23 protein-coding genes and 1 pseudogene are annotated in these 24,046 nt (G+C 70.8%); 8 read left to right on the forward strand and 16 right to left on the reverse strand.

What is annotated here, in order from left to right; genetic code table 11:
• The first annotated feature begins 30 nt into the window (after positions 1-30).
• On the forward strand, positions 31-1,131 hold the full coding sequence (locus ACZ303_RS08680) for a serine hydrolase domain-containing protein (protein WP_467336701.1): 1,101 nt from the start codon (positions 31-33) through the stop codon (positions 1,129-1,131).
• Here the strand turns inward: ACZ303_RS08680 and ACZ303_RS08685 are convergent.
• Positions 1,128-2,834 carry a glycerol-3-phosphate dehydrogenase/oxidase gene (locus ACZ303_RS08685; protein WP_467336703.1) on the reverse strand — a complete coding sequence of 569 codons (1,707 nt, stop codon included), beginning with the start codon at positions 2,832-2,834 and terminating at the stop codon, positions 1,128-1,130. The two genes, ACZ303_RS08680 and ACZ303_RS08685, sit on opposite strands and share 4 nt — an antisense overlap.
• A gap of 268 nt (positions 2,835-3,102) precedes the next feature.
• Here ACZ303_RS08685 and ACZ303_RS08690 point away from each other — a divergent pair, with 268 nt between their 5' ends.
• A complete protein-coding gene (locus tag ACZ303_RS08690) occupies positions 3,103-4,368 on the forward strand; it encodes a nucleotide sugar dehydrogenase (RefSeq protein WP_467336509.1) in 1,266 nt (421 codons plus the stop codon).
• A gap of 19 nt (positions 4,369-4,387) precedes the next feature.
• Here the strand turns inward: ACZ303_RS08690 and ACZ303_RS08695 are convergent, their stop codons facing one another.
• Positions 4,388-5,542 carry a rod shape-determining protein gene (locus tag ACZ303_RS08695; RefSeq protein ID WP_467336511.1) on the reverse strand — a complete coding sequence of 385 codons (1,155 nt, stop codon included), beginning with the start codon at positions 5,540-5,542 and terminating at the stop codon, positions 4,388-4,390.
• Between the two features lie 189 nt (positions 5,543-5,731).
• Between ACZ303_RS08695 and ACZ303_RS08700 the strand changes: the two genes are divergently transcribed.
• A complete protein-coding gene (locus ACZ303_RS08700; protein WP_467336512.1) occupies positions 5,732-6,283 on the forward strand; it encodes a hypothetical protein in 552 nt (183 codons plus the stop codon).
• Between the two features lie 73 nt (positions 6,284-6,356).
• Here ACZ303_RS08700 and ACZ303_RS08705 read toward each other — a convergent pair whose 3' ends face one another.
• From ACZ303_RS08705 to ACZ303_RS08720, 4 genes are all read right to left on the reverse strand, one after another.
• Complete coding sequence (locus ACZ303_RS08705; RefSeq protein ID WP_467336514.1) at positions 6,357-7,484, reverse strand: GuaB3 family IMP dehydrogenase-related protein; 1,128 nt, start codon at positions 7,482-7,484, stop codon at positions 6,357-6,359.
• A gap of 109 nt (positions 7,485-7,593) precedes the next feature.
• Complete coding sequence (guaB, locus tag ACZ303_RS08710) at positions 7,594-9,096, reverse strand: IMP dehydrogenase (protein WP_467336516.1); 1,503 nt, start codon at positions 9,094-9,096, stop codon at positions 7,594-7,596.
• 120 nt (positions 9,097-9,216) lie between these two features.
• Positions 9,217-9,822 (reverse strand): sigma-70 family RNA polymerase sigma factor, encoded by a 606-nt coding sequence (locus ACZ303_RS08715; RefSeq protein WP_467336518.1) that lies wholly within the window; start codon positions 9,820-9,822, stop codon positions 9,217-9,219.
• 368 nt (positions 9,823-10,190) lie between these two features.
• Positions 10,191-10,802 carry a response regulator transcription factor gene (locus tag ACZ303_RS08720; protein WP_003948568.1) on the reverse strand — a complete coding sequence of 204 codons (612 nt, stop codon included), beginning with the start codon at positions 10,800-10,802 and terminating at the stop codon, positions 10,191-10,193.
• A 453-nt stretch (positions 10,803-11,255) separates the two neighbouring features.
• Between ACZ303_RS08720 and ACZ303_RS08725 the strand changes: the two genes are divergently transcribed.
• Positions 11,256-11,564, forward strand: a complete 309-nt coding sequence (locus ACZ303_RS08725; protein ID WP_467336520.1) for a WhiB family transcriptional regulator — start codon at positions 11,256-11,258, stop codon at positions 11,562-11,564.
• Between the two features lie 68 nt (positions 11,565-11,632).
• On the opposite strand, the gene ACZ303_RS08730 is transcribed toward ACZ303_RS08725, so the two are convergent.
• A complete protein-coding gene (locus ACZ303_RS08730; protein ID WP_467336522.1) occupies positions 11,633-12,544 on the reverse strand; it encodes a LysR family transcriptional regulator in 912 nt (303 codons plus the stop codon).
• A gap of 248 nt (positions 12,545-12,792) precedes the next feature.
• On the opposite strand from ACZ303_RS08730, the gene ACZ303_RS08735 reads away from it, so the two are divergent.
• Entirely contained in the window at positions 12,793-13,566 is a 774-nt protein-coding gene (locus ACZ303_RS08735) for an SDR family NAD(P)-dependent oxidoreductase (RefSeq protein WP_467336523.1), read from the forward strand.
• 70 nt (positions 13,567-13,636) lie between these two features.
• Here ACZ303_RS08735 and groL read toward each other — a convergent pair whose 3' ends face one another.
• The 4 genes from groL to ACZ303_RS08755 form a co-directional block, all read right to left on the reverse strand.
• Positions 13,637-15,259, reverse strand: a complete 1,623-nt coding sequence (gene groL, locus ACZ303_RS08740; RefSeq protein WP_467336525.1) for a chaperonin GroEL — start codon at positions 15,257-15,259, stop codon at positions 13,637-13,639.
• A 129-nt stretch (positions 15,260-15,388) separates the two neighbouring features.
• Positions 15,389-15,697 carry a co-chaperone GroES gene (gene groES / locus ACZ303_RS08745; RefSeq protein ID WP_010986397.1) on the reverse strand — a complete coding sequence of 103 codons (309 nt, stop codon included), beginning with the start codon at positions 15,695-15,697 and terminating at the stop codon, positions 15,389-15,391.
• A 412-nt stretch (positions 15,698-16,109) separates the two neighbouring features.
• A complete protein-coding gene (locus ACZ303_RS08750) occupies positions 16,110-16,979 on the reverse strand; it encodes a polysaccharide deacetylase family protein (protein WP_467336527.1) in 870 nt (289 codons plus the stop codon).
• 79 nt (positions 16,980-17,058) lie between these two features.
• Positions 17,059-17,814 carry a GbsR/MarR family transcriptional regulator gene (locus ACZ303_RS08755; RefSeq protein ID WP_467336529.1) on the reverse strand — a complete coding sequence of 252 codons (756 nt, stop codon included), beginning with the start codon at positions 17,812-17,814 and terminating at the stop codon, positions 17,059-17,061.
• A gap of 223 nt (positions 17,815-18,037) precedes the next feature.
• Here ACZ303_RS08755 and ACZ303_RS08760 point away from each other — a divergent pair, with 223 nt between their 5' ends.
• From ACZ303_RS08760 to ACZ303_RS08770, 3 genes and pseudogenes are all read left to right on the forward strand, one after another.
• Positions 18,038-18,196, forward strand: coding sequence for a hypothetical protein (locus tag ACZ303_RS08760; protein ID WP_467336531.1), 159 nt, complete (start codon positions 18,038-18,040; stop codon positions 18,194-18,196).
• A 90-nt stretch (positions 18,197-18,286) separates the two neighbouring features.
• Positions 18,287-19,495 carry a THUMP-like domain-containing protein gene (locus ACZ303_RS08765; RefSeq protein ID WP_467336533.1) on the forward strand — a complete coding sequence of 403 codons (1,209 nt, stop codon included), beginning with the start codon at positions 18,287-18,289 and terminating at the stop codon, positions 19,493-19,495.
• 41 nt (positions 19,496-19,536) lie between these two features.
• Positions 19,537-19,779, forward strand: a pseudogene (locus tag ACZ303_RS08770) (MFS transporter); the annotation flags it as partial.
• On the opposite strand, the gene ACZ303_RS08775 reads toward ACZ303_RS08770, so the two are convergent.
• The 5 genes from ACZ303_RS08775 to ACZ303_RS08795 all read right to left on the reverse strand — a co-directional run bounded on the left by ACZ303_RS08775 (position 19,757) and on the right by ACZ303_RS08795 (position 23,909).
• Positions 19,757-20,422 carry a Uma2 family endonuclease gene (locus ACZ303_RS08775; RefSeq protein WP_467336705.1) on the reverse strand — a complete coding sequence of 222 codons (666 nt, stop codon included), beginning with the start codon at positions 20,420-20,422 and terminating at the stop codon, positions 19,757-19,759. The pseudogene ACZ303_RS08770 and the gene ACZ303_RS08775 overlap by 23 nt on opposite strands.
• Entirely contained in the window at positions 20,419-20,997 is a 579-nt protein-coding gene (locus tag ACZ303_RS08780; RefSeq protein WP_467336535.1) for a Uma2 family endonuclease, read from the reverse strand. The genes ACZ303_RS08775 and ACZ303_RS08780 overlap by 4 nt, the downstream gene beginning before the upstream one ends.
• 58 nt (positions 20,998-21,055) lie before the next feature.
• Positions 21,056-21,949, reverse strand: a complete 894-nt coding sequence (locus tag ACZ303_RS08785) for a hypothetical protein (RefSeq protein WP_467336537.1) — start codon at positions 21,947-21,949, stop codon at positions 21,056-21,058.
• A gap of 335 nt (positions 21,950-22,284) precedes the next feature.
• Positions 22,285-23,364, reverse strand: a complete 1,080-nt coding sequence (locus ACZ303_RS08790; protein ID WP_467336539.1) for a cobalamin-independent methionine synthase II family protein — start codon at positions 23,362-23,364, stop codon at positions 22,285-22,287.
• Positions 23,361-23,909 carry a hypothetical protein gene (locus ACZ303_RS08795; RefSeq protein WP_467336541.1) on the reverse strand — a complete coding sequence of 183 codons (549 nt, stop codon included), beginning with the start codon at positions 23,907-23,909 and terminating at the stop codon, positions 23,361-23,363. Before ACZ303_RS08795 ends, ACZ303_RS08790 begins: the two co-directional genes overlap by 4 nt.
• Positions 23,910-24,046 lie beyond the last annotated feature (137 nt).

The raw sequence follows: 24,046 nt of genomic DNA on the forward strand, positions 1-24,046 counted from the left end.
TGGCTGACCTGTGCCGTCACGGTCCTGGCGATGACGGCGTGCGGCGGCGACAGCGGTGGGGCGCCGGCTCGCTCTTCAGTACAGGACCTCGTTTCGCGCGGGGCGGTTCCCGGCGCGGCGAAGCTGTCACAGGACGCTCATGGGGTGGCTCGATTCCATGCCGCGGGCGTCGCGGATGTACGCACCGGACGCCCCATCGGCCTCGCGGACCACTTCCGCGCCGGCAGTCTCACCAAGACGGTCATCGCCACGGTCACCCTCCAACTCGTGGCCGAGCACCGGCTGGGCCTGGACGACCCGACGGCCGATCACCTGCCGGCCGCCACCGCCGCGCTCCTGCGGAACCGGCTCCGGAGCCACCCGGATCACGCCGAGTCCGATAAAACCGACATCACCATCCGTCAACTCCTCAACCACACCAGCGGGCTGTTCTCCTACACCGACGACGACGCCTTCTTCCAGGAGTTCTTCGGCGAGGGATTCACCGCACACCGCTTCGAGAGCCACGATCCCGGCGCTCTGGTACGAACCGCCCTCGCCCACCCCTTGTACGGGCCACCCGGCACCCGATACCGCTACTCCAACACCGACTATCTGCTCCTCGGCATGGTCATCCGTCAGGTCACCGGGCACTCCTACGCGACCGAGGCCCGACGCCGCGTCATCTCTCCCCTGCGCCTCACCGGCACCAGCTTCCCCGGCACGCGCACCGGCCTCCCCGCGCCGCACGGCCGCGCCTACACCGGCGCGCGGGACGTCACCGACCTCAATCCCTCCGCCGCGGGCGCGGCGGGTGAGATGATCTCCACCCTCCCGGACCTCAACCGCTTCCTGGGCGCCCTGCTGAGCGGTGACCTCCTGCCCCCGGGCCTGCTCCGGGTGATGCGGGACACGGCACCCTCGCACGGCCGCTACGGCATGGGCCTCTTCCCCGTACACCTGCCGTGCCACCGCACGGTGTGGGGGCACAACGGCGAGATCAACGGCTCGTACGTGCAGGTCCTGGGCACCGCCGACGGGCGGCAGCTGGTCGGCTACCGCTCCAACAGCGACGCCCGGTTCCCCACCGCCGTCGAAAGGGAATTCCTGCGGGCCGAGTTCTGCCCAACCGCGGACGCGGGCCGACCCTAGACCGGCTGCACGTCCGGCGCGCCCAGCCGGGCCGCGTCCGCCGTCAGGTCGTCCGGCTGCCGCTGGGACTCGCGCTCCGCCTCCACCCGCTTCTCGTAGCGCTCGACCTCCTTCTCGATCTGGGCCTGGTTCCAGCCCAGCACCGGGGCCATCAGCTCGGCGGCCTCCCGGGCGCTGCGGGTGCCCCGGTCGAAGGTCTCGATCGAGATGCGCGTCCGCCGGGTGAGGACGTCGTCCAGATGGCGCGCGCCCTCGTGCGAGGCGCCGTAGACGACCTCCGCCCGCAGATAGTCCTCCGCGCCGCCGAGGGGCTCGCCCAGCGTGGGGTCGGCGATGACGAGGTCCAGCAGCTCGTCCACCATCGAGCCGTAGCGGTTGAGCAGGTGTTCGACGCGCGCCACGTGCAGGCCCGTGCGCTGGGCGATCTGGGCGCGCCCGTTCCACAGCGCACGGTAGCCCTCGGCGCCCACCAGCGGCACGTCCTCGGTGACACAGTCCGCGACCCGCTGGGCGAGGCCGTGCACCGCCTCGTCCACCGCGTCCTTGGCCATCACGCGGTAGGTGGTGTATTTGCCGCCCGCCACGACCACCAGCCCCGGCACGGGGTGGGCCACGGTGTGCTCGCGCGAGAGCTTGCTGGTCGCGTCCGACTCCCCCGCCAGCAGGGGACGCAGCCCGGCGTACACCCCCTGTACGTCGTCGCGGGTCAGAGGGACGGAGAGCACTTCGTTGACGTGCTGGAGCAGATAGTCGATGTCGGCGCTGGAGGCGGCGGGGTGGGCCTTGTCCAGGTCCCAGTCGGTGTCGGTGGTGCCGATGATCCAGTGCCGGCCCCAGGGGATCACGAAGAGCACGCTCTTCTCGGTGCGCAGGATCAGCCCGGTGGTGGAGTGGATGCGGTCCTTGGGTACGACCAGGTGGATGCCCTTGGAGGCTCGTACGTGGAACTGGCCGCGCTCGGCGATGAGCTGCTGGGTGTCGTCGGTCCACACGCCGGTGGCGTTGACGATCTGCCGGGCGCGGATCTCGAATTCGCCGCCCTGTTCGAGGTCGTGGACCCGGGCGCCGACCACCCGTTCGCCCTCGCGCAGGAAGCCGACCACGCGCGCCCGGTTGGCGACGTCCGCGCCGTAGGCGGCGGCGGTGCGCACGATGGTGGTGACGTAGCGCGCGTCGTCCATCTGGGCGTCGTAGTACTGGAGGGCGCCGATCAGGGCGTCCTTCTTCAGGCAGGGGGCGACGCGCAGCGCGCGCTTGCGGGTGAGGTGGCGGTGGGTGGGCAGGCCGCGCCCGTGGCCGGAGGAGACGGACATGGCGTCGTAGAGGGCGACGCCCGAGCCGGCGTAGAAGCGCTCCCAGCCGCGGTGCTGGAGCGGATAGAGGAAAGGCACGGGCTTGACCAGGTGCGGCGCGAGGCGCTCCAGCAGCAGTCCGCGCTCCTTGAGCGCCTCGCGCACGAGCGCGAAGTCGAGCATCTCCAGATAGCGCAGCCCGCCGTGGATGAGCTTGCTGGACCGGCTGGAGGTGCCCGCGGCCCAGTCCCGCGCCTCGACGAGCCCGGTGGCGAGCCCTCGGGTGGCCGCGTCGAGCGCGGTGCCCGCGCCGACGACACCCCCGCCGACCACCAGGATGTCCAGTTCCCGCTCCGCCATCCGGGCGAGCGCCTCGCCGCGCTCGACCGGACCGAGTGTCGCTGTCCTCACCGCTGCCTCCCGCTTGACCGCTGTTGCCGTCGCGCTCGCCGCCGTGTCCTGAGAACGCCGGTCACCGCTGCCGATGCCCGTGCCGTCCCGCGAAGCGGGCACACGCTCTCCCTCGATGCTGCCCCAGATCGGTCACTTTGGCCGTGCCGGGGACGTGGGAGCGAGAGCCACGCCGCAACAAACCCTGAATATCCCGAATGTCTGTCATATATCCGCTTAACCTTATGTAAATCGTCCAGAGATCGGCCTCCGGGAAGGATCGGCACCCATGCCCGCAGATCTCGCCGTCATCGGGCTCGGCCGGCTCGGCCTCCCCCTCGCCCAGGCCGCCACCGCCGCCGGCATCGACACCATCGGCTACGACCCCGATCCGTACACCGTCGACGAGCTCCGGGCCGGCCGGCTGCCCGCCGAAGGCACCGGCCTGTCCGCCGCCGACGTGCGCCGCATGCTCTCCGCCGGCTTCCGCCCCACGACCGCGGACGCCGAGCTCGGCCGGGTCCGTACGGCCGTCATCTGCGCCCCCACCCGGCTGGGCGAGGACCGCGCGCTCGATCTGCGCGCGCTCGGCGAGGCCGCCCGCGCGCTCGCGGCACGGCTGCGCCCGCACACCACTGTTCTGCTGGAGTCAGCCGTATACCCGGGGACCACGGAGGAATACCTGCGCCCCATCCTGGAGGCCGGCTCCGGGCTGGTCGCCGGAGGCGACTTCCACCTCGCCTACTCCCCCAGCCGGGTCGACCCCGGCGACCGGCAGCACGGCTACACCACCATCCCCAAGGTCATCGGCGGCCTCACCCCGGCCTGCACCGAGGCCGCCGCCGCCTTCTACGGGCGCATCTGCGAGAAGGTCGTCCGCGCCCGGGGACCGCGCGAGGCGGAGGCGGTACGGGTCCTGGAGACCAACTACCGGCACGTCAATATCGCGCTCGCCAACGAGATGGCGGTCTTCTGCCACGACATCGGCGTCGACCTGTGGGACGTCGTGCGCTGCGCGGAGACCAAGCCGTTCGGCTTCCAGGCGTTCCGGCCGGGGCCCGGCGTGGGCGGCCACGGGGTGCCCGTGGACCCCAATTACCTCTCCTACAAGGGCCGCAGCCTCGGCTATCCGCTGCGCATGGTGGAGCTGGCGCAGGAGGTCAACGGGCGGATGCCGCGCTATGTGACCCAGCGCTGCGCCGCGCTGCTGAACGAGCACGGCAAGTCCGCGCGCGGCGCGCGCGTGCTGCTGCTGGGCGTCGGCTACAAGGCCGACACCGGCGACGAGGAGGGTTCGCCCGCCCGCGAGATCGCCTCCCGGCTGATGGAGCTGGGCGCGCTGCTCAGCTACCACGACCCGTACGTGCCGCAGTGGCGCGTCATGGGCCGGCCGGTGCCCCGGGCGGACTGCCTCTACGAGTCCGCGGCCGAGGCCGACCTGACGGTGCTGCTCCAGCACCACCGCACGTACGACCTCCAGGGGCTCACGGTCAAGGCGCAGCTGCTGCTCGACACCCGCGGGGCGACCCCCGCGGGCGCCGCGCACCGGCTGTGACGCGCCCCGCGAGGAGGGACTACAGCCGGCCCGTGCCGAGCAGCCGGTTCGGCTGGGCGTCGAGGACGGTCCGCAGGGCGGCGAAGTCCTCGATGCAGCGGCCGGTGCCGATGGCCACGCAGTCCAGGGGCTCCTCCGCGACGAGGACCGGGATGTCGAGCTCCTTGCTCAGCCGGACGTCCAGGCCGCGCAACAGCGCGCCGCCGCCGGTGAGGACGATGCCGCGGTCCATGATGTCGCCCGCGAGTTCCGGCGGGGTCTCGTCCAGGGTCTGACGCACCGCCATGACGATGGCGTCCACCGGCTCGGCCAGCGCGTGCCGGATCTCGTCGGCCGTCAGCTCCAGCGTCTTGGGCAGGCCACTGACCTGATCGCGACCGCGAATCGTGAAGCGGTCCGGCGGCAGCAGGCCCTGGGTCTCCTCCGGGTCGCCTCCGGCGTCCTTCAGGCCGTCGTTCTTCTCCAGCTGCTTGGCGAGCGCGCTGAGCCCGGCCGCGGTCCACGAGCCCGTGGGGGAGGCCGAGCCGATGCTCATCTTGATTTCCTCGGCGGTCCGTTCACCGATCGCGAGAGCGAATTTCTTCTTCACGTACGAGGTGATCGCCGTGTCCATCGCGTCCCCGGCGGTCCGCACCGAGCGGGCCGTGACGATGCCGCCGAGCGAGATCACCGCGACCTCGGTGGTGCCGCCGCCGATGTCGACGACCATGCAGCCGGTCGGCTCGCTGACGGGCAGTCCCGCGCCGATCGCCGCCGCCATCGGCTCCTCGATCAGGTGCACCTGACGGGCCCCCGCCTGCGACGCGGCCTCGATGACCGCGCGCCGCTCGACGCCCGTGATGCCCGACGGCACACACACCACGACGCGCGGACGGGAGAAGAGGCGGTTGCCCAGGACCTTCTTCATGAAGTGGCGCAGCATGCGCTCGGCTATCTCGAAGTCGGCTATGACGCCGTCACGCAGCGGACGGACCGCGACGATGTTCGAGGGGGTGCGCCCGATCGTCTCCTTGGCCTCGAAGCCGACCGACAGCACGCTGCCGTCCTCGGCGTTGACGGCGACAACCGATGGCTCGTTGAGCACCACCCCCTTGCCCCGCACATACACCAGCGTGTTCGCCGTGCCGAGGTCGATTCCCATGTCCCTGCCGCTGAACGACTTGCTTTGCGCCATAAGTTGCCATTATTCCTTACGGTCGAACCTTTATGCGGAATTCACAGCGGTGTGCTCGCTGTCCGTGACACCATGTCGGATCCGGCTGCTAGCTTTGGCCGACGCTTTACGCCGAGTATGCAACCCGGCGTTCACACATCCAGCGTTCGCAGCACATCGCATTCGCTCTTCTTCGGGGGAACCCACACCATGAGCCAGCCCTGGCAGCAGCCGCCGCAGCAGCCGAACCCGTACGGCCAGCAGCCGCCCCAGCCCCAGCAGCCCTTCTACGGGCAGCAGCCCCAGCAGCCGTACGGCGCGCCCGGCGGCTATCCGCCCCCGCCCGCCCCGGTCCGCCAGGGCAACGCGGGCCTCGCCGTCGTCCTCGGCGTCGTGGCCATGCTGGTCGGCTCGGCGATCTACGGCGGCATCCTCAAGGCGTCCGACGGCGGCCAGATCGGTTACCTCGCCGCCGGCACCGGCGCCCTCATCGGCGCGGCCCTCGGCAAGTTCGGCGGCCGCAACCCCGCCCTGCCGGTCGTCGGCGCGCTGCTCGGGCTGCTCGGCGTATACCTCGGCCAGATCTTCGGCATCGCCCTGGAGCTGAGCGACCTCGCCCGCATCCCGGTCACCGAGGTGCTCCTGGAGCACTTCGACGACCTGAACGAGGCGTGGAAGGAGTACCTGGAGCCGATCGACGCGGTCTTCTTCGTGCTCGGCGCCGCGGGTGCCGTCAGCGCCGCCCGCAAGCTCGCCGGCTGACCGGCCCCGCCCCGCGCACGCCGAAGGGCCCGGACCGCCGAAGCGGTCCGGGCCCTTCGCGTCGGCCGGTGGCTCAGCGGTTGTCGTGCTGCGACGGCGCGACCGTCACCTCGACCCGCTGGAACTCCTTGAGGTCGCTGTAGCCCGTGGTGGCCATGGCCCGGCGCAGCGCGCCGAACATGTTCATCGACCCGTCGGGGGTGTGCGAGGGACCGGTGAGGATCTCCTCGGTGGAGCCGACCGTGCCCAGGTTCATGCGCTTGCCGCGCGGCACGTCCTCGTGGACGGCCTCCATGCCCCAGTGGAAGCCGCGGCCCGGCGCGTCGGTGGCGCGGGCGAGCGGCGAGCCCATCATCACGGCGTCCGCGCCGCAGGCGATGGCCTTCGGCAGGTCGCCGGACCAGCCCACGCCGCCGTCGGCGATGACGTGGACGTAGCGGCCACCGGACTCGTCCATGTAGTCCCGGCGGGCGGCGGCCACGTCGGCGACCGCGGTCGCCATCGGGACCTGGATGCCCAGGACGTTACGGGTGGTGTGGGCGGCGCCGCCGCCGAAGCCGACGAGGACGCCCGCCGCGCCGGTGCGCATCAGGTGCAGGGCGGCCGTGTAGGTCGCGCAGCCGCCGACGATGACCGGCACGTCGAGCTCGTAGATGAACTGCTTGAGGTTCAGCGGCTCGGCCGCGCCGGAGACGTGCTCGGCGGAGACGGTGGTGCCGCGGATCACGAAGATGTCGACGCCGGCGTCCACGACGGCCTTGGAGAACTGCGCGGTGCGCTGCGGGGAGAGCGCGGCGGCGGTCACGACACCGGAGTCGCGGACCTCCTTGATGCGCTGCCCGATCAGCTCCTCCTTGATCGGAGCCTCGTAGATCTCCTGGAGGCGCTTGGTGGCCGCGGTCCCGTCCAGCTCGGCGATCTCCGCGAGCAGCGGCTCCGGGTCCTCGTAGCGGGTCCACAGACCCTCGAGGTTGAGCACGCCCAGCCCGCCCAGCTCACCGATGCGGATGGCGGTCTCGGGCGAGACCACGGAGTCCATCGGGGCGGCCAGGAACGGCAGCTCGAAGCGGTAGGCGTCGATCTGCCAGGCGATCGAGACCTCCTTCGGGTCGCGCGTACGGCGACTCGGGACGACGGCGATGTCGTCGAATGCGTACGCCCGGCGGCCGCGCTTGCCGCGCCCGATCTCGATCTCAGTCACGTTTGTGGCCTTTCCTTCTTCGTCTGCCGCGTTCCAGTATCCCCGACGCGGCGGAGCCCGCGGCCTGACGGTCGCGGGCTCCGTGGAAACGCGGGTCTACCGCCGTCTACTACCGACGGGAGTAGTTCGGCGCCTCGGTCGTCATCTGGATGTCGTGCGGGTGGCTCTCCTTGAGGCCCGCCGACGTGATGCGGACGAAGGTGCCCTTGTCCTTGAGCTCCTGGACGTTCGCCGAGCCGACGTAGCCCATGGAGGCGCGCAGGCCGCCGATGAGCTGGTGGGCGACGGAGGACAGCGGGCCGCGGTAGGGGACCTGGCCCTCGATGCCCTCGGGGACGAGCTTGTCCTCGGAGAGGACGTTGTCCTGGAAGTAGCGGTCCTTGGAGTACGAGCGGGCCTGGCCGCGCGACTGCATCGCGCCCAGCGAGCCCATGCCCCGGTAGGACTTGAACTGCTTGCCGTTGATGAAGACCATCTCGCCCGGCGACTCCTCGCAGCCCGCGAGCAGCGAGCCGAGCATCACCGTGTCCGCGCCGGCCGCGATCGCCTTGGCGATGTCGCCGGAGTACTGCAGACCGCCGTCGCCGATCAGCGGCACACCGGCCGCGTGGCAGGCGCGGGCGGCCTCGTAGATCGCGGTGACCTGCGGGACGCCGATGCCGGCGACGACGCGGGTGGTGCAGATCGAGCCCGGGCCGACGCCGACCTTGACGCCGTCCACGCCGGCGTCGATCAGCGCCTGGGCGCCGTCGCGGGTGGCGACGTTGCCGCCGACGATGTCGACGTTGATGTTGGACTTGACCTTGGCGATCATGTCGAGGATGCCGCGGCTGTGGCCGTGGGCGCTGTCGATGACCAGGAAGTCCGCACCGGCCTCGACGAGGGCCTGAGCGCGCTCGTAGGCCTCGTCACCGACGCCCACGGCGGCACCGACGACCAGCCGGCCCTCGGAGTCCTTCGCGGCGTTGGGGTACTTCTCGGCCTTGACGAAGTCCTTGACCGTGATGAGGCCCTTGAGGACACCGGCGTCGTCGACCAGCGGCAGCTTCTCGATCTTGTGCCGGCGCAGCAGCTCGATCGCGTCCTCGCCGGAGATCCCGACCTTGCCCGTCACCAGCGGCATCGGGGTCATGACCTCACGCACCTGACGGCTGCGGTCCAGCTCGAAGGCCATGTCGCGGTTGGTGACGATGCCCAGCAGCTTGCCCGCAGGGTCGGTGACCGGCACACCGCTGATGCGGAACTTCGCGCAGAGCGCGTCGGCCTCGGCGAGCGTGGCGTCCGGGCGGACCGTGATCGGGTCGGTGACCATGCCCGACTCGGAGCGCTTGACCAGGTCGACCTGGTTGGCCTGGTCCTCGATGGAGAGATTGCGGTGCAGCACGCCGGCGCCGCCCTGACGGGCCATGGCGATGGCCATGCGCGCCTCGGTGACCTTGTCCATGGCGGCGGACAGCAGCGGGATGTTCACCCGTACGTTGCGCGAGACCCGGGAGGAGGTGTCGACGCCGTTCGGCAGGACCTCGGAGGCGCCCGGCAGCAGCAGGACGTCGTCATATGTCAGACCGAGCATCGCGAATTTCCCGGGCATTCCGTCGACGTTGTCAGTCATGACACCTTCCCAATGGTCTTGCCCCAGCGCGGACTCCCATGCTAACGGCCGTGACACGTGGTCCATTCCACGATGACTGAGTCCCGCGTCACTTGGAGGTTCGCACCAATTCGGCTGCTGTTATTGCTCCGCGAGCGCCCGGAGCCGGCTCAGTGCCCGGTGCTGGGCGACCCGCACCGCGCCCGGTGACATGCCCAGCATCTGGCCGGTCTCCTCGGCGGTCATGCCGATGGCGACCCGCAGCAGGACCAGCTCGCGCTGGTTCTCCGGGAGGTTGGCCAGGAGTTTCTTGGCCCACTCGGCGTCGCTGCTCAGCAGCGCCCGCTCCTCCGGTCCCAGGGAGTCGTCGGGCTGCTCGGGCATCTCGTCCGAGGGCACGGCCGTGCTGCCCGGGTGGCGCATGGCGGCCCGCTGGAGATCGGCGACCTTGTGCGCGGCGATGGCCACGACGAACGCCTCGAAGGGCCGCCCGGTGTCGCGGTAGCGCGGCAGGGCGCACAGCACCGCCAGGCAGACCTCCTGCGCCAGGTCGTCCACGAAATGCCGGGCGTCCCCCGGCAGCCGGGACAGCCGGGTGCGGCAATACCGCAGCGCCAGGGGGTGCACCCGGGCGAGCAGGTCATGGGTGGCCCGCCGGTCCCCCTCCACCGCGCGAGAGACGAGTGCGCCGATCTCCCCCGGGGCGGCGGGGGCCGCCGGGGACCTCGTCGTGTCGTCGTCGCGCATCGGTCCATGGTGCCTTGACGCCATGCGATCCACGGCACCGCCTTCGAAGTCGTGCGTCGAACCGTTACGCGCCGGTGTCCTCGTACCCACGTCTCGCGTCTCCCCCTTTCGGGTATACCCGCCCCGGCTCTCACGACTCCACCGATAGCTTGTGCCCGTGCCAGGAGGCAGCGGGCAGGGCTCGTCCGTCATGAGGTCTCGTCTGGCCGAGCGAGAAGCTTCGGCCTCCGCCGGGGAAGGGTCACACTCCAAGGATGCGGCATCCCTCGGAGTTTCGGCGTCGGACGCCGACGCGGTGAGGCCCGGTGGGCGCTGCCTGGCCGGGCGGCGCGCACCGTGACCTCACGACGCTGCGCGCCACGCCAGGCTCAGCGGACCAGGCCCCAGCGGAAACCGAGCGCCACGGCGTGCGCCCGGTCCGAGGCGCCCAACTTCTTGAAGAGGCGCCGGGCGTGGGTCTTCACGGTGTCCTCGGAGAGGAACAGCTCCCGGCCGATCTCGGCGTTGGAGCGGCCGTGGCTCATTCCTTCGAGCACTTGGATCTCGCGCGCGGTGAGGGTGGGCGCGGCCCCCATCTCCGCCGAGCGCAGCCGCCGCGGCGCGAGCCGCCACGTCGGGTCGGCGAGCGCCTGCGTCACGGTGGCCCGCAGCTCGGCGCGCGAGGCGTCCTTGTGCAGATACCCCCGCGCCCCGGCGGCGACCGCGAGCGCGACGCCGTCGAGGTCCTCGGCGACCGTGAGCATGATGATGCGGGCGCCGGGGTCCGCGGAGAGCAGCCGGCGCACCGTCTCCACACCGCCGAGTCCGGGCATCCGTACGTCCATCAGAATGAGGTCCGAACGATCGGCGCCCCAGCGGCGGAGGACTTCCTCGCCGTTGGCCGCCGTCGTCACACGCTCGACGCCGGGCACGGTCGCCACCGCACGGCGGAGCGCCTCTCGGGCAAGCGGGGAATCGTCGCAGACGAGGACGGATGTCATGACCGTCCTCCGCAGCTGATGCGCGTCACCTTGAGCCTCCAGGCTGGTACTGATCGTCACCTGTGCGATCGACGACTCTCAGGCGAGTTCGGACATCTGCCCGACTGCTTCATCCGTCAACCGCCTCGCCCTCTCAACGACGGTCACCCGAAAGAGTTACGGGGTCGGTCGGCCACCTTCGGCACTCTACGTGAGGGCGCGGACACGGAGCAGGGCGCATTGGGGGCGCCCTTCCCGGCGCACAAGCTGTGCCCCATTTGCCCATGCAGCGCAGTCTTTCTTCCCATTTGCTGCCGTCTATGACTAGATTCGCAATCAGTCATATTTACATCCGCGTCTCGGGCGGATGTAAGGGCAGAGGTAGTGCGTCCGCATCAGATCGCTCATGCCGGGTCCCCACCCGCCGGATCCTCCGGCGGGATCGCCCCGGCGGATCGCTTCGAGGGGATAGCAATGGCAGATTTCTCCCGACTTCCCGGTCCCAACGCCGACCTGTGGGACTGGCAGCTCCTGGCCGCCTGCCGCGGGGTCGACAGCTCCCTGTTCTTTCATCCCGAGGGCGAACGCGGCGCTGCCCGCAGCGCCCGTGAGACCTCGGCCAAGGAGGTGTGCATGCGCTGTCCGGTACGCGCCGAGTGCGCGGCTCACGCGCTGGCCGTGCGGGAGCCCTACGGCGTGTGGGGCGGCCTGACCGAGGACGAGCGCGAGGAGCTGATGGGCCGCGCGCGACACCGGGTCATCGCGGTGAGCGCGAACGCGTAGACCCTGAGGCAGACACTTGGCGCGGAAACGTTCCGGCGCACACCGGGACCCCCGATGCCGCCCGGCGGCTACCGTGCGGCCGCCGCCGCGAGGTGGTCCAGCATCGCCGCGACAGCCGGCACGCGGGCCAGGTCGGGAAGGGTGAGCGCCACGATCTCGCGCTGCACCACGGGCTCGACGGGAACGATCCGGGCGCCCTTGGGGCGTACGGACTCCAGCGCCAGCTCGGGCATCACCGCGACCCCGAGCCCGGCCCCGACCAGCCCGAACACCGACGGATAGTCATCGGTGGCGAAGTCGATCCGGGGCGTGAAGCCCGCGCTCTCGCAGACCTCGACGAGATGCCGCCGACAGCGCGGACAGCCCGCGATCCACGGCTCGTCGGCCAGCTCCGTCATCCTGATCCGCTCCGCCCCCGCCAGCGGGTGCCCCTCCGGCACCACGCCGATGAGCCGGTCGGTCAGCAGCGGCCGTACGACCAGGTCGTCCCACTCGGGCCCGGCGGCGGGGTCCGCGCCGCGCACCTCCGGGTAACGGAAGGCCAGCGCGATCTCGCAGTCGCCGTCGCGCAGCATCGCCACCGACCGCGGCGGCTCGGCCTCCACCAGGGACACGCGCGTGCCGGGATGTGCCGAGCGCATCGCCGCGAGCGCGCCGGGCACCAGCGTGGAGCTGCCGCTGGGGAAGGACACCACTCGCACCCGCCCCGCCCGCAGCCCGGCGATCGCCGCGACCTCCTCCTCGGCGGCGGTCAGCCCCGCCAGGATCCCGGACGCGTGCCGCACGAGGGCCTCGCCGGCCTGGGTGAGCCGCATCTCGCGGCCCGTACGGATCAGCAGCGGCGTGCCGGTGGACTGCTCCAGGGCCTTCATCTGCTGACTGACGGCGGGCTGGGTGCAGCCGAGCTCGCGGGCGGCGGCGGAGAAGGAACGGGTGGTCGCGACGGCTCGCAGCACTCTTAGGTGACGTGCCTCGATCATGTCTTGAGCATAAGCGAGTCTTGGAGCGCGCCGGAAACGTGGCGGAACGGCTTTGGGCTTTCCCCTGGGAAGGAACAGCTCGTGCGGGTGATCCCGTGACCGATGGGCCGCCACCAGCCCCCGCACCCCCACCGCCAAGGTTTTGGCTGATGGAAAAGGCCTCCCGCGCGAGCCACCCCCTGGCCTGAAGATCACCCAAAACCCACGCGCCATCCCCACCGGCACCCCCCACGCCCTACCGTGCCGGTATGACGACTGTATTGATCACAGGAGCAACCGCCGGAATCGGCGCCGCGTTCGCCCGCCGTCTCGCCGGTGACGGCCACGACCTCGTGCTCGTCGCCCGGAACGAGGAGCGGCTGAGCGAGCAGGCGACCGAGCTGCACGACCGCCATGGCGTGGAGGTGGAGGTTCTCAGCGCGGACCTCTCCGAGGACAAGGGCATCGAGGCCGTGGAGGCCCGGCTCCGGGACACCGCGCGCCCGGTGCATCTGCTGGTCAACAACGCCGGTTTCGGCAACAAGGGCGCCTATCTGGAGGTGCCGCTCGCCGACGAGCTGAAGATGCTCAAGGTGCACTGCGAGGCGGTGCTGCGCCTGACGTCGGCGGCGGCCGAGACGATGCGGGAGCGCCACCGGGGCGCCGTCGTCAACGTGGCGTCGGTGGCCGCGTTCACCGCGCGGGGCACGTACGGGGCGAGCAAGTCGTGGGTCGTGCAGTTCACGCAGGGCGTGGCGCGGGACCTCGCGGGCAGTGGGGTGCGGCTGATGGCGCTGTGCCCCGGCTTCGTACGGACGGAGTTCCACGAGCGGGCCGGGATGGGGACGGACAACGTCCCGAACTGGCTGTGGCTGGACGCCGACAAGGTGGTCGCCGCGGCGCTGCGCGACCTGGGCCAGGGCAAGTCGCTGTCCATTCCGGACCCGCGGTACAAGGCCATCACCGGTCTGATGCGGCTGGCCCCGCGCGGCGCGGTGTCCCGGGCGTCGTCCTCGACGGGCCGCAAGTACGGACCGAAGTAGGCGGCAGGAAGAACGCCGAGGCCCGGCGCCCCCGAAGGGGTGCCGGGCCTCGGTCGTGCGGCGTCAGCGCCTAGTGGGAGTGACCGTGGCCGTGGCCGGCCTCGGGCTCCTCGTCGGCCGGCTTCTCGACGACCAGGGTCTCGGTCGTGAGCAGCAGCGACGCGATGGACGCGGCGTTCTCCAGCGCGGAGCGGGTGACCTTGACCGGGTCGATGACGCCGGCCTTCACCAGGTCGCCGTACTCGCCGGTCGCGGCGTTGAAGCCCTGGCCCTTGTCGAGCTCGGCGACCTTGGAGGTGATGACGTAGCCCTCCAGGCCGGCGTTCTCGGCGATCCAGCGCAGCGGCTCGACGGCGGCGCGGCGGACCACGGCGACACCGGTGGCCTCGTCGCCGGTCTTGCCCAGGCCGCCCTCCAGCACCTTGACGGCGTGGACGAGCGCGGAGCCACCACCGGAGACGATGCCCTCCTCGACCGCGGCGCGGGTCGCGGAGATGGCGTCCTCCAGACGGTGCTTCTTCTCCTTGAGCTCGACCTCGGTGGCCGCACCCACACGGATGACGCAGACGCCACCGGCGAGCTTGGCGAGGCGCTCCTGGAGCTTCTCGCGGTCCCAGTCCGAGTCCGTGGACTCGATCTCGGCCTTGATCTGGTTGACGCGGCCGAGGACGTCCTCGTGGCTGCCGCCACCGTCGACGATGACCGTGTCGTCCTTGGTGATCGTCACGCGGCGGGCGGTGCCCAGCACGTCCAGACCGGCCTGGTCGAGCTTGAGGCCGACCTCCTCGGCGATGACGGTGGCACCGGTGAGGGTGGCCATGTCGCCGAGCATCGCCTTGCGGCGGTCACCGAAGCCGGGCGCCTTGACGGCGACGGCGTTGAAGGTGCCACGGATCTTGTTGACGACGAGGGTGGAGAGCGCCTCGCCCTCGACGTCCTCGGCGATGATCAGCAGCGGCTTGCTGGCGCCACCCTGGATGATCTTCTCCAGCAGGGGCAGCAGGTCCTGGATCGAGGCGATCTTGCCCTGGTGGATCAGGATGTACGGGTCGTCGAGGACGGCCTCCATACGCTCCTGGTCGGTGACCATGTACGGCGACAGGTAGCCCTTGTCGAAGGCCATGCCCTCGGTGAAGTCGAGCTCCAGGCCGAAGGTGTTGGACTCCTCGACGGTGATGACACCGTCCTTGCCGACCTTGTCCATCGCCTCGGCGATGAGCTCGCCGACCTGCTTGTCCTGGGCGGACAGCGCGGCCACGGCGGCGATGTCGGACTTGTCGTCGATCGGGCGCGCGGTGGCGAGCAGCTCGTCGGAGACGGCCTTGACCGCGGCGTCGATGCCCTTCTTCAGGGCGGCCGGGGAGGCGCCGGCGGCGACGTTGCGCAGGCCCTCGCGGACCAGCGCCTGGGCCAGCACGGTGGCGGTGGTGGTGCCGTCACCCGCGATGTCGTTGGTCTTGGTCGCCACCTCCTTGACGAGCTGGGCACCAAGGTTCTCGTACGGGTCGTCGAGCTCGACCTCGCGCGCGATGGTGACACCGTCGTTGGTGATGGTCGGAGCGCCGAACTTCTTGTCGATGACGACGTTGCGGCCCTTGGGGCCGATCGTCACCTTGACCGTGTCGGCCAGCTTGTTGACGCCGCGCTCGAGGGCGCGACGGGCGTCCTCATCGAACTTCAGGATCTTCGCCATGAGTTGCTTCAAGTCCTCTCAAACGAACTGCGCCCCGGGCGCCCGGTTGTTTAGACGCGGGAACCAGGGGCGCAGATCAAAAACAGCTGGGTGCAGTACCGGATCCGGGGAGCGACCCCGGACCCCCGGCTACTTCTCGACGATCGCGAGAACGTCGCGGGCCGAGAGGACGAGGTACTCCTCGCCGTTGTACTTCACCTCGGTACCGCCGTACTTGCTGTAGAGCACGACGTCGCCGACGGTCACGTCGAGCGGAAGACGGTTGCCGTCCTCGAAGCGGCCCGGGCCCACGGCCAGGACGACGCCCTCCTGGGGCTTCTCCTTCGCGGTGTCCGGGATGACCAGGCCAGAGGCCGTGGTCTGCTCGGCGTCGAGCGGCTGGACCACAATGCGGTCCTCGAGCGGCTTGATGGCAACCTTGGAGCTGGCGGTCGTCACGATCCGACCTCCCCCTTCGGAGATCTCACGGGGTTAACTGTCTGAGGTGGCGACCAGGTCGGATCCGTCGTCGCGGGTGCCGGAGCTGCCCGTCGCCGTGTCTGGCACTCCCCGGTGGAGAGTGCCAACGGAGCCGAGACTATGACGCGGTTAGCACTCGGTCAAGCGGAGTGCCAATTCGCCGTGCGGCGGGCTCGCGGTTCCCTCGGGGTTTCCCCGTGCGGGAGCCGGTCGTACGGGCGCGGCGGCGCCCACGCCGCGGCCGCACGCGGCATACCGGCCGGTCAGGGCCGATCGGCTTCGCGTTCGGGCGGGGAGAGGACGCGGGAATGGATCTGCCCGCGCGCCGGGCGGCGTAACCCTCCGCGGGAATCGTCATACGGAATCCCCGGCGGCGGGCGGATCGCCGCTCTCAGACGTAGTCCTCCAAGCGGGCCACCGTGTAGCCCTGGCGCTGGATGCTGCGGAGCATGTTCGTCGTCATCCGGGTCATCGACGTGCCCTTGAGTTCCTGGGGGCCGCGGAAGTGGGCGAGGACGATGTCGCCGGGGCGCAGGCCGTCGCCCTGGGCGTAGCGCATGTCGTTGATCTGCATGGTCGCCTCCCACAGCACGACCGACTTCACCCCGCAGCCGGCCGCGGCGGTCAGCGTCGCGTCGTTGTAGTTGCCGTACGGCGGCCGGAACAGCGGCGGCCGGGTGCCGAACCGCTTCTCCAGCGCCTCCTGCTGGCCGCAGATCTCGCGGCGCTGGGCGTCGGGGCCCAGGGTGCGCAGGTTGGGGTGGGAGAGCGTGTGGTTGTGGACGCCGTTCCCGGAGGCGGCCTTCAGCTGGTCGAAGTAGCCGTAGCCGCGGCCCGCGCGGGCGATGTCGTCCGTGAGGAACATCGAGATCGGCAGCTTGAGCTCCTTGACCATCTTCACGAACTCGGGGTTCTTCTCGGCCCCGTCGTCGATGGTGATGAAGACGACCTTGTCCTGGGTGGGCACCCGCCGGATGACCTTGGGCGTCTCCCCCGCCTTCATCCCGTCCGTCAGCTTCTTCGCGGGCGGCTTCGGCGGTGCGGCGAGCGGCTTGTCCAGGCCCCAGCGGCGGTACGCGTCGTCGGGCGTCGCGGAGGCGCCGGGGGCGGCCGGGCCGCTCGTACGGGCGGAGGGGCCCGCCTTGTCCGAGCCGGAGGCGCCGGACGACGAGCCGGAGCACCCCGAGAGCAGACCGGCGAGGAGGAGGGCGGCGGACAGCGTGGGGAGGGCGACCCGAAGGCCGGATATAGGCGAGCTCACCCGCTCGATTCTTGTGCACGCGTTCGAGACGGTGATCGGCGGGCGAGGCGACGCGACCGCTCGGCGGGCCCCGCTGCTTCTATCCGCGATCCGAATGCGACGCGGCGGTGCCGTCCGAAGGCTTTTCGGGTTCGGTGTGGAGGATCTCGCGGGCCTGCTCCGCGGCGCGGGCGATGCTCTCGCTGACGAAGTCGACGAAGCGGGCGATGTTCTCCAGGCGGGCGGCGGCCGGGGTGTCGCGGCCGAGGACGGAGACGCCCTGCCGTGCGATCTCGACGAGGTGGGCGGTGGCGCGGGCGCTGGCCATCATCGACTGGTACCAGACGTCGTCGTCGACCACGTAGCGCTCGCGGCGGCGTTCGTCGCGTTCCCGGCGGACGAGGCCCTGGCCTTCGAGGAACGCGATCGCCTTGGAGACGGACGCCGGGCTGACCTCAAGGCGATGGACGAGTTCGGACGCGGTGAGGCTGCCCGCGTCGGTGAGGGTGAGACAGGCCAGCACCCGGGCCATCATCTTGGGCACGCCCGAGGCCATGAGGACGGTGGTGAACGTCTCCTCGTACTCCCGCACGGCCCCGGCGTCGCGTCCGTGGACCTGCTCGGGTGCCCGCGCCTCCCGGGGTGCGGGCTGCCTTCGGCGTTGGGCGCGGCGTTCGGTGGCGCGGTGGGCCAGCTCGGCGCGGTAGGCGGTGGGGCCGCCGTTGCGCGTCACCTCACGCGTGATCGTCGAGGTGGGGCGGTCGAGACGTCTGGCGATCTCCGCGTAGGCGAGGCCGTCGGCCAGCCCCAGCGCGATCTGCTGGCGTTCCTGCTGGGTGAGCCTGCCTCCCGGCATCGCGGTCTCCTTCGTGGTCCGTGGAGCCTCCAGCATAGCGTTCACCTCCAATCCATTGCAACGAACAGATGGCCATCATTGCATTAATCCATAGACCCGTTGCAACGATTTCCTGGCTGTAACCTGCATAAATGACGATTGTGCGCAACGATAACGTTAAAGGATATTTGAATGCAACGTAGCTTTTCCCTCGTTCGAAACAACGAGTCGCAAGGAGAGCGCCATGCAGAAGTTCGACACCTCCGCCCCGGTCGCCACCGCCTACGTCCGCAAGCGCTGCTGGGACTTCCTGGTGCGCGAGCTGATGGGCACGCGCCCGCCCGCCTACCGCCCCGCCCCCATCCCCATCGGCCCCGAGTTGCTCGGCGAGCTGTTCGCCTGAGCGTGTCAGGAGCCCGGAGCCGTGGCCGTGGTCCGGGCGGACACGCCGGGCCCGTCCCCTCGCTCCTCGGCGTCGGCGAGAATGAGACACGTGCCCGCACCGAACACGCCGACGACCGACGCCACCGGCGCCTTCGCCGCCCTCCTCACCGACGAGGGCCGGCGGCTCCTCGACGAGCTGCGGGAGTACGACCCCGCGAAGGAGCTCGCCACGGCGACCCGGCTGCGCCGCGAGTACCCCGCCGAGCTGGTGTCCGCGGCCCTCGGCCAGGCGCGGCTGCGGCAGCGCGCGGTCGCGAAGTTCGGTGCCGAGGACGCGTACCGCATGTTCTTCACGCCGAACGGCGTCGAGCAGTCCACCCGGAAGTCGGTCGCCGAGTACCGCGCCGCCCGCTTCGCCGCGCTGGGGGTGCGCCGCCTCGCGGACCTGTGCTGCGGCATCGGCGGCGACGCGATCGCGCTGGCGCGCGCCGGTGTCTCCGTCCTTGCCGTCGACCGCGACCCGCTGACCTGCGAGGTCGCCCGCGCCAACGCGGCGGCGCTGGGGCTGGCGGAGCTGATCGAGGTGCGCTGCGCCGATGTCGCGGAGATCGACACCTCCTCGTACGACGCCGTCTTCGTCGACCCGGCCAGGCGCGGCGGCCGCGGCCGGATCTTCGACCCCGAGGCGTACTCCCCGCCGCTGTCCTGGGCCGTCGGTGCCGCCCGCCGCACCCCGCACGCCGCACTCAAGATCGCGCCCGGTGTCCCGCACGAGGCCGTGCCGGACGACGCCGAGGCCGAGTGGATCTCGGACGGCGGGGATGTGAAGGAGGCCGTGCTGTGGTTCGGCACGGCGGCCGGCACGTACCGGGCGACGCTGCTGCCGGGCGCGCACTCGCTGGTGGGCGCGGGCCTGCCCGACCCGGCCGTGCGGCCCGTGGGCCGCTATCTGTACGAGCCCGACGGCGCGGTCATCCGCGCGCACCTGGTCGCGGACGTCGCGCGGGACGTGGACGGCGGCCTGATCGACGAGACGATCGCGTATGTGACGTCGGACCGGCTGGTGGGGACGGCGTACGCGTCGGCGTACGAGATCACCGACGTGCTGCCCTTCAATCTGAAGAAGCTCAAGGCGCTGCTGCGCGAGCGGAAGGTCGGCGTCGTGACCGTGAAGAAGCGCGGCTCGGCGGTGGAGCCGGAGGAACTCCGCAAGAAGCTCAAGCTCGACGGCGCGAATTCCTGCACGATTCTGCTCACGCGGGTGGCGGGCGCCCCGACGATGCTGCTGGGGCAGCCGGTGAAGGCTCAGCCGGTTTAGCGTTTCTCACCCGCACATTCCTCACCCTGTTCGTCCAGAACGTGCTGGGATTCAGCCCGTTGCGGGCCGGGCTGGCGTTCCTTCCGGTCAGCGCCGTCATCGCGGTCGGCGCCGGACTCGCCTCCCAATTGCTGCCGAAGTACGGGCCGAAGCCGTTCATGGTGATCGGCGCGATCCTGGCCGCGACCGGCCTGAGCTGGCTGACCCTGACCGATGTCCACTCCACGTATCCGGGCAGCATCCTGGGGCCGATGCTCGTCTTCAGCCTGGGCATGGGCATGCAGTTCGTATCGCTGACGCTGATGGCCGTCTCCGGCGTCCCCGCGCGCGAGTCGGGGGCGGCGTGGAGGCCGCTGGTGTGCTGGAGCAGGTTCCGGCGTCCCCGCGCGCGAGTCGGGGGCGGCGTCCGGTCTGCTCAACTCGATGCAGCAGGTGGGTGGTTCGCTGGGGCTGTCGACCCTGGTCACGGTCTTCGGCACGGCCAGCCGCAACGAGGCGAAGGACCAGATAGACGGGGATACCGGCAGCGGCGTAGCCATCGCGCTTCTCCCTGCCGTCACGGCGGTCGGTGTCACGGTCGTGCGAGGTGACCTCGGCGGTCATCAGGACACCCTTGGGCTCGGCCCACTCGCCTTGGCCAACGAAGTGGTTCCGGGGCACCAGAGCGCCATCGGGTCGGGCACGACCGGAGCGGTAACTCTCGACCTTCAACCCCTGCTCGGGATACAGCCGCAGGTCGACGCGCTGCTGCATGCACTGCTCCAGGAGCCACATGACGATCGCTCCGTGATCTCCGTCCCTTCCCGGCTTGACCTCCAGCCTTCCGTTGATGAATTCCAGCCGCACGGCCTCCGGGGAGGTGCGGGAGAGCTGCTCGAAGTCCTCTACGAACATCTGCTGCCTGTCAGCGGTGTCGGCGGGAGTCAGTAGGTGTAGTCCCGCAGCTCTTCTGTTTGCAGGGTGATGGCCACCGGGTCCGGGAGCTTGACCGTGTCGCCGTACGGGTGGGACGTCCGGTTCCGGTACCGGCCGTCCCGGGGCTCGCTGTGAACCACCAGGGTGGACGCTTGGCGGTCGACCAGGAGGTAGACGGGGATATCGGCCTCGGCGTAGGCGTCGCGCTTCTCCTGGCGGTCGCGCCGGTCCGTGTCCCGGTCGTGCGAGGTCACCTCGACCACCATCAGCACACCCGTCGGCTCGGCCCATTCGCCCTGCCCTCGGAAGTGCTTACGCGGGGCCAGGGTGCCATCCGGGATGGCACGTCCTTTGCGGTAGCTCTCGACCTTCAGGCGGCGCTCCCGGTACAGCCACAGTTCGGGGCGCTGCCACATGCACTGTTCTACGAGCCACATGGCGATGTCGTCGTGGTCGCTGTCCGGCACCGGTTTGACCTTGAGCTTTCCGTTGATGAATTCCAACCGCATGGTTTCCGGGGCCGTGCGGGCGCGCTGCTCGAATTCCTCAACGGTCATCTGCTGCCCGTCAGTGATGCTGGGGGTCATGGCGTCGCCTCCTCCCCCCCCAATGGTGCCCCGACATCCGGGGGTACGTACTGCAAGGTCACGCGCTGCTCCTTTCGCGATTTCGGAGGGCCGCTCGGAGGCGGCTCATGTGGGTCCGGACATGGGCGGCCATCACGTCGTCGGAGTCGTCGGAGTCGTCGGGCCGGGCCTCGCCCCGGCAGTCGCGGCAGAGGCCGCCGGGGAGGGCTTCCGGGCGGCCGGGCGTGCGGCAGATCGTGCACTCCATGATGCGGAGGGTCGTGCGCACGGGCTCCGCGATCGGGGCCGGCGGTTCCGGCGGCAACTTGTCGATCAGGCGCCTGCGCGCCAGCGCCCCCGCGTGGTGGATCTCCGGCGGCAGGCCGGCGGTCAGCGCGCTGACGATCTCGCCCGCGCTCGCCCCTCGGGCCAGCCACTCCGTGGCCGATTCCTCCAGATCACGGCAGTCCGCCGCCGAAAGCGTCATCCGGGGGTCGGCCCGGCCCACCGACGCCAGCACGTCGTACGCCCGAGAGCGGGAGACCCTCGTCGCGGCGGGCCGCGGTGCCGTCCGCGGGACGTCCCCCGCCTGGAACGCCGCCCACCAGTCGTTGTCCCGCGCGGTACGGGAGAAGTACGTACGCGTCACCCAGTGCAGGCTCCCGCTGTCACCCTTGCGGCGCTCCGTCACCCGCCGCAGATGACCGGCCTCCGAGAGCCGGTTCAACGCGGTGCGGCAGGCCGCCTGGCCGTACGCGGGGATGTTGGCCGCCAGAGTTTTCGCGTCCATGGCCGCGCCTTCGGGCAGGCGATCGATGAACGCGGCGATGGACGCCTCACGGGCGGGCAGATGTGCGAAGTCGTCGCGGCGGCGCGGCTGCTGATCGGGCGCGGTGCGCTTGCCGTAGCCGGGACCGGCTTGGGGGTGTACGTGCGCGGGGCGCGGGGCAGCGTTAAAGTCGGCGTCAGCCATGAGATCGAGGTTCCTTAAACTTGTCGATCTTGTAGGTCAGACCCCGGCATTGGTGTTGGCGCACCGGCCGGGGTCGTTTGTTGCGACGAACGCTAGGGCGCGGCGACGCGTCGTCGCAACCCGATCACCGAAAGTTAACTCGCGTGGTATACGCGGGGTTTGGCAGGGAGGGTGGGTGGGTTGAACCCACCTCCCATTCCTTGAAAGCAGGGCTCGGAGTCCGAGGTCCGGCGCCCGGAGCTCAAGCCTCGTCGGAGGCGATCCGGGGTGGTCCGGCCGCCCTCCCGAGGGCCGGATCCCCCATGCGGTATCGGCCTGCCGCGTCGACCGTGCGGTCAGCCGTTCAGCTCGCGGCCGGCCAGGGCCGTGCCCTCGACCCGGGCGCGGATCTTGGCGAAGGCGGTCTCGCGGGAGGTGGAGGTGTCGTCGGCGAAAGGTGCGAATCCGCAGTCGTCGCAGGTCCCCAGGCGGTCTACGGGCAGGTGGCGGGCGGCGGCCAGGACCCGGTCGCGGACCTCTTCGGGGGTCTCGACGCGCGGGTCGATGGGGTCGATGACGCCGATGAACACCCGGGTGTGGCCGGGCAGGTGGTCGGCGAGGACGCCGAGGGCCTTCTCCGGTTCCGGCTCACTGGCCAGCTGGACGTAGAACGTGCCGGCTTTGAGCCGCAGCAGCTCGGGCAGCAAGGCGTCGTAGCCCACGTCGAGGCTGTGGGTGGAGTCCTGGTCGCCGCCGGGGCAGGTGTGCACGCCGATGCGGGCCTGCTCGGCGACGGAGAAACGCGCCAGGACACGGTTGTTGAGCGTGATGAACTGCTCCAGCAGGCCCCTTGACGGGTCCAGTTTCAACGCGAGGCGGGCCTCGGTGAAGTCGAGCTGGACGACGTGCGCCCCGGCGTCCAGGCAGCCACGGATGTCCGCCTCGGCCTCGGCGGCGAGGTCGGCGAGGAACGCTTCGCGGGGATAGCCGTCGATGCCGTCCGCCGGGTAGAGCAGGCTGAGCGCCGAGGGGGCGATGACGGCCTGTTTGACGGGGACGGTCGCGTGCCGGAGGGCGGCCCGCAGGTAGTGGTCGGCGTGCACGGCGTAGCGCAGGGGTCCGGCCGTCAGGCGGGGAAGCTGCCGCTCGTGCCCGTCGGCGAAGGGGATCACGGCACCGTCGGGTGCCAAGTGCTCCAGCCCCGCGAGGGGATACGTGGCGAAGCTGGGCTTGGACTGTTCGCCGTCGGTGACGACCGGCGAGCCGATGTCTTCCAGGCGGCGGATGGTGTCGCGGACCGCGTCGTCCTGGGCGGCGGCGAGTTCGTCGTCGCCGATCCGGCCGGCGGCGTGGGCCGTCATGGCCGCGAGCAGCTCGGGAGGCCGGGGGAGGCTGCCGATGGGTTCGGTGGGAATGCCTGCGTAGGTCTCGGTCATGACTGGATCTCCAGCCGCGCCTGGCCGCTGTTCCCCGCGAGACCGGAGGAGAGACATTCCGTCGGCAGCTCACGGGGCAGGGCGAGGAGCACGTCCCGCTGCGCCGACTGTCCCTTGCCGCGCCCCTTGACGACCCGGCCCGACAGGTGGACGTCGGCGATGCCCGCGATACGGATCGTGGTGCCGCTGTCGTAGACGATCAACGACCACTTGCCGTCGGCATACCGCACGCTCTCCGTGAGGCGCGGGTTGGTCAGGCCGTTGCAGGACGCCGCCGGTGACACCCCCTCCAGGGAACCGGTGGCCGCTACGGTCTTGCCATGGGCGACGGTGCACGAGTACCGGGCCTCGGTGTGGACGCGGGTCTCGCGTGACACGAGGGTCAGGGGCGGGTCGTACAGGCTCTCGCTGGGGCCCGCGCACGACACGGGCCCTGTGTCTCTGTGGCCGCCCTCGTGGGCCTGACCGGCCGGAGCCCCCACCCACGTCGAGCCCACCAGCACCAGGGAACTCAACGCCACCGCCGCACCGCGCCCACCGAACATGCGTCCTCCAGGAAAGCCGGGTCCACTGCCGGCCCATGGCTACCCCCGGGCACTGCCGCCACCCTGGCTGCCGGAAGCGCACCACCGCGCACGCCCCGCCCCGTGCGCCGGGCATGACGCCATGCGCACCCGCCTCA

Source organism: Streptomyces sp. NPDC023527 (assembly GCF_055560115.1).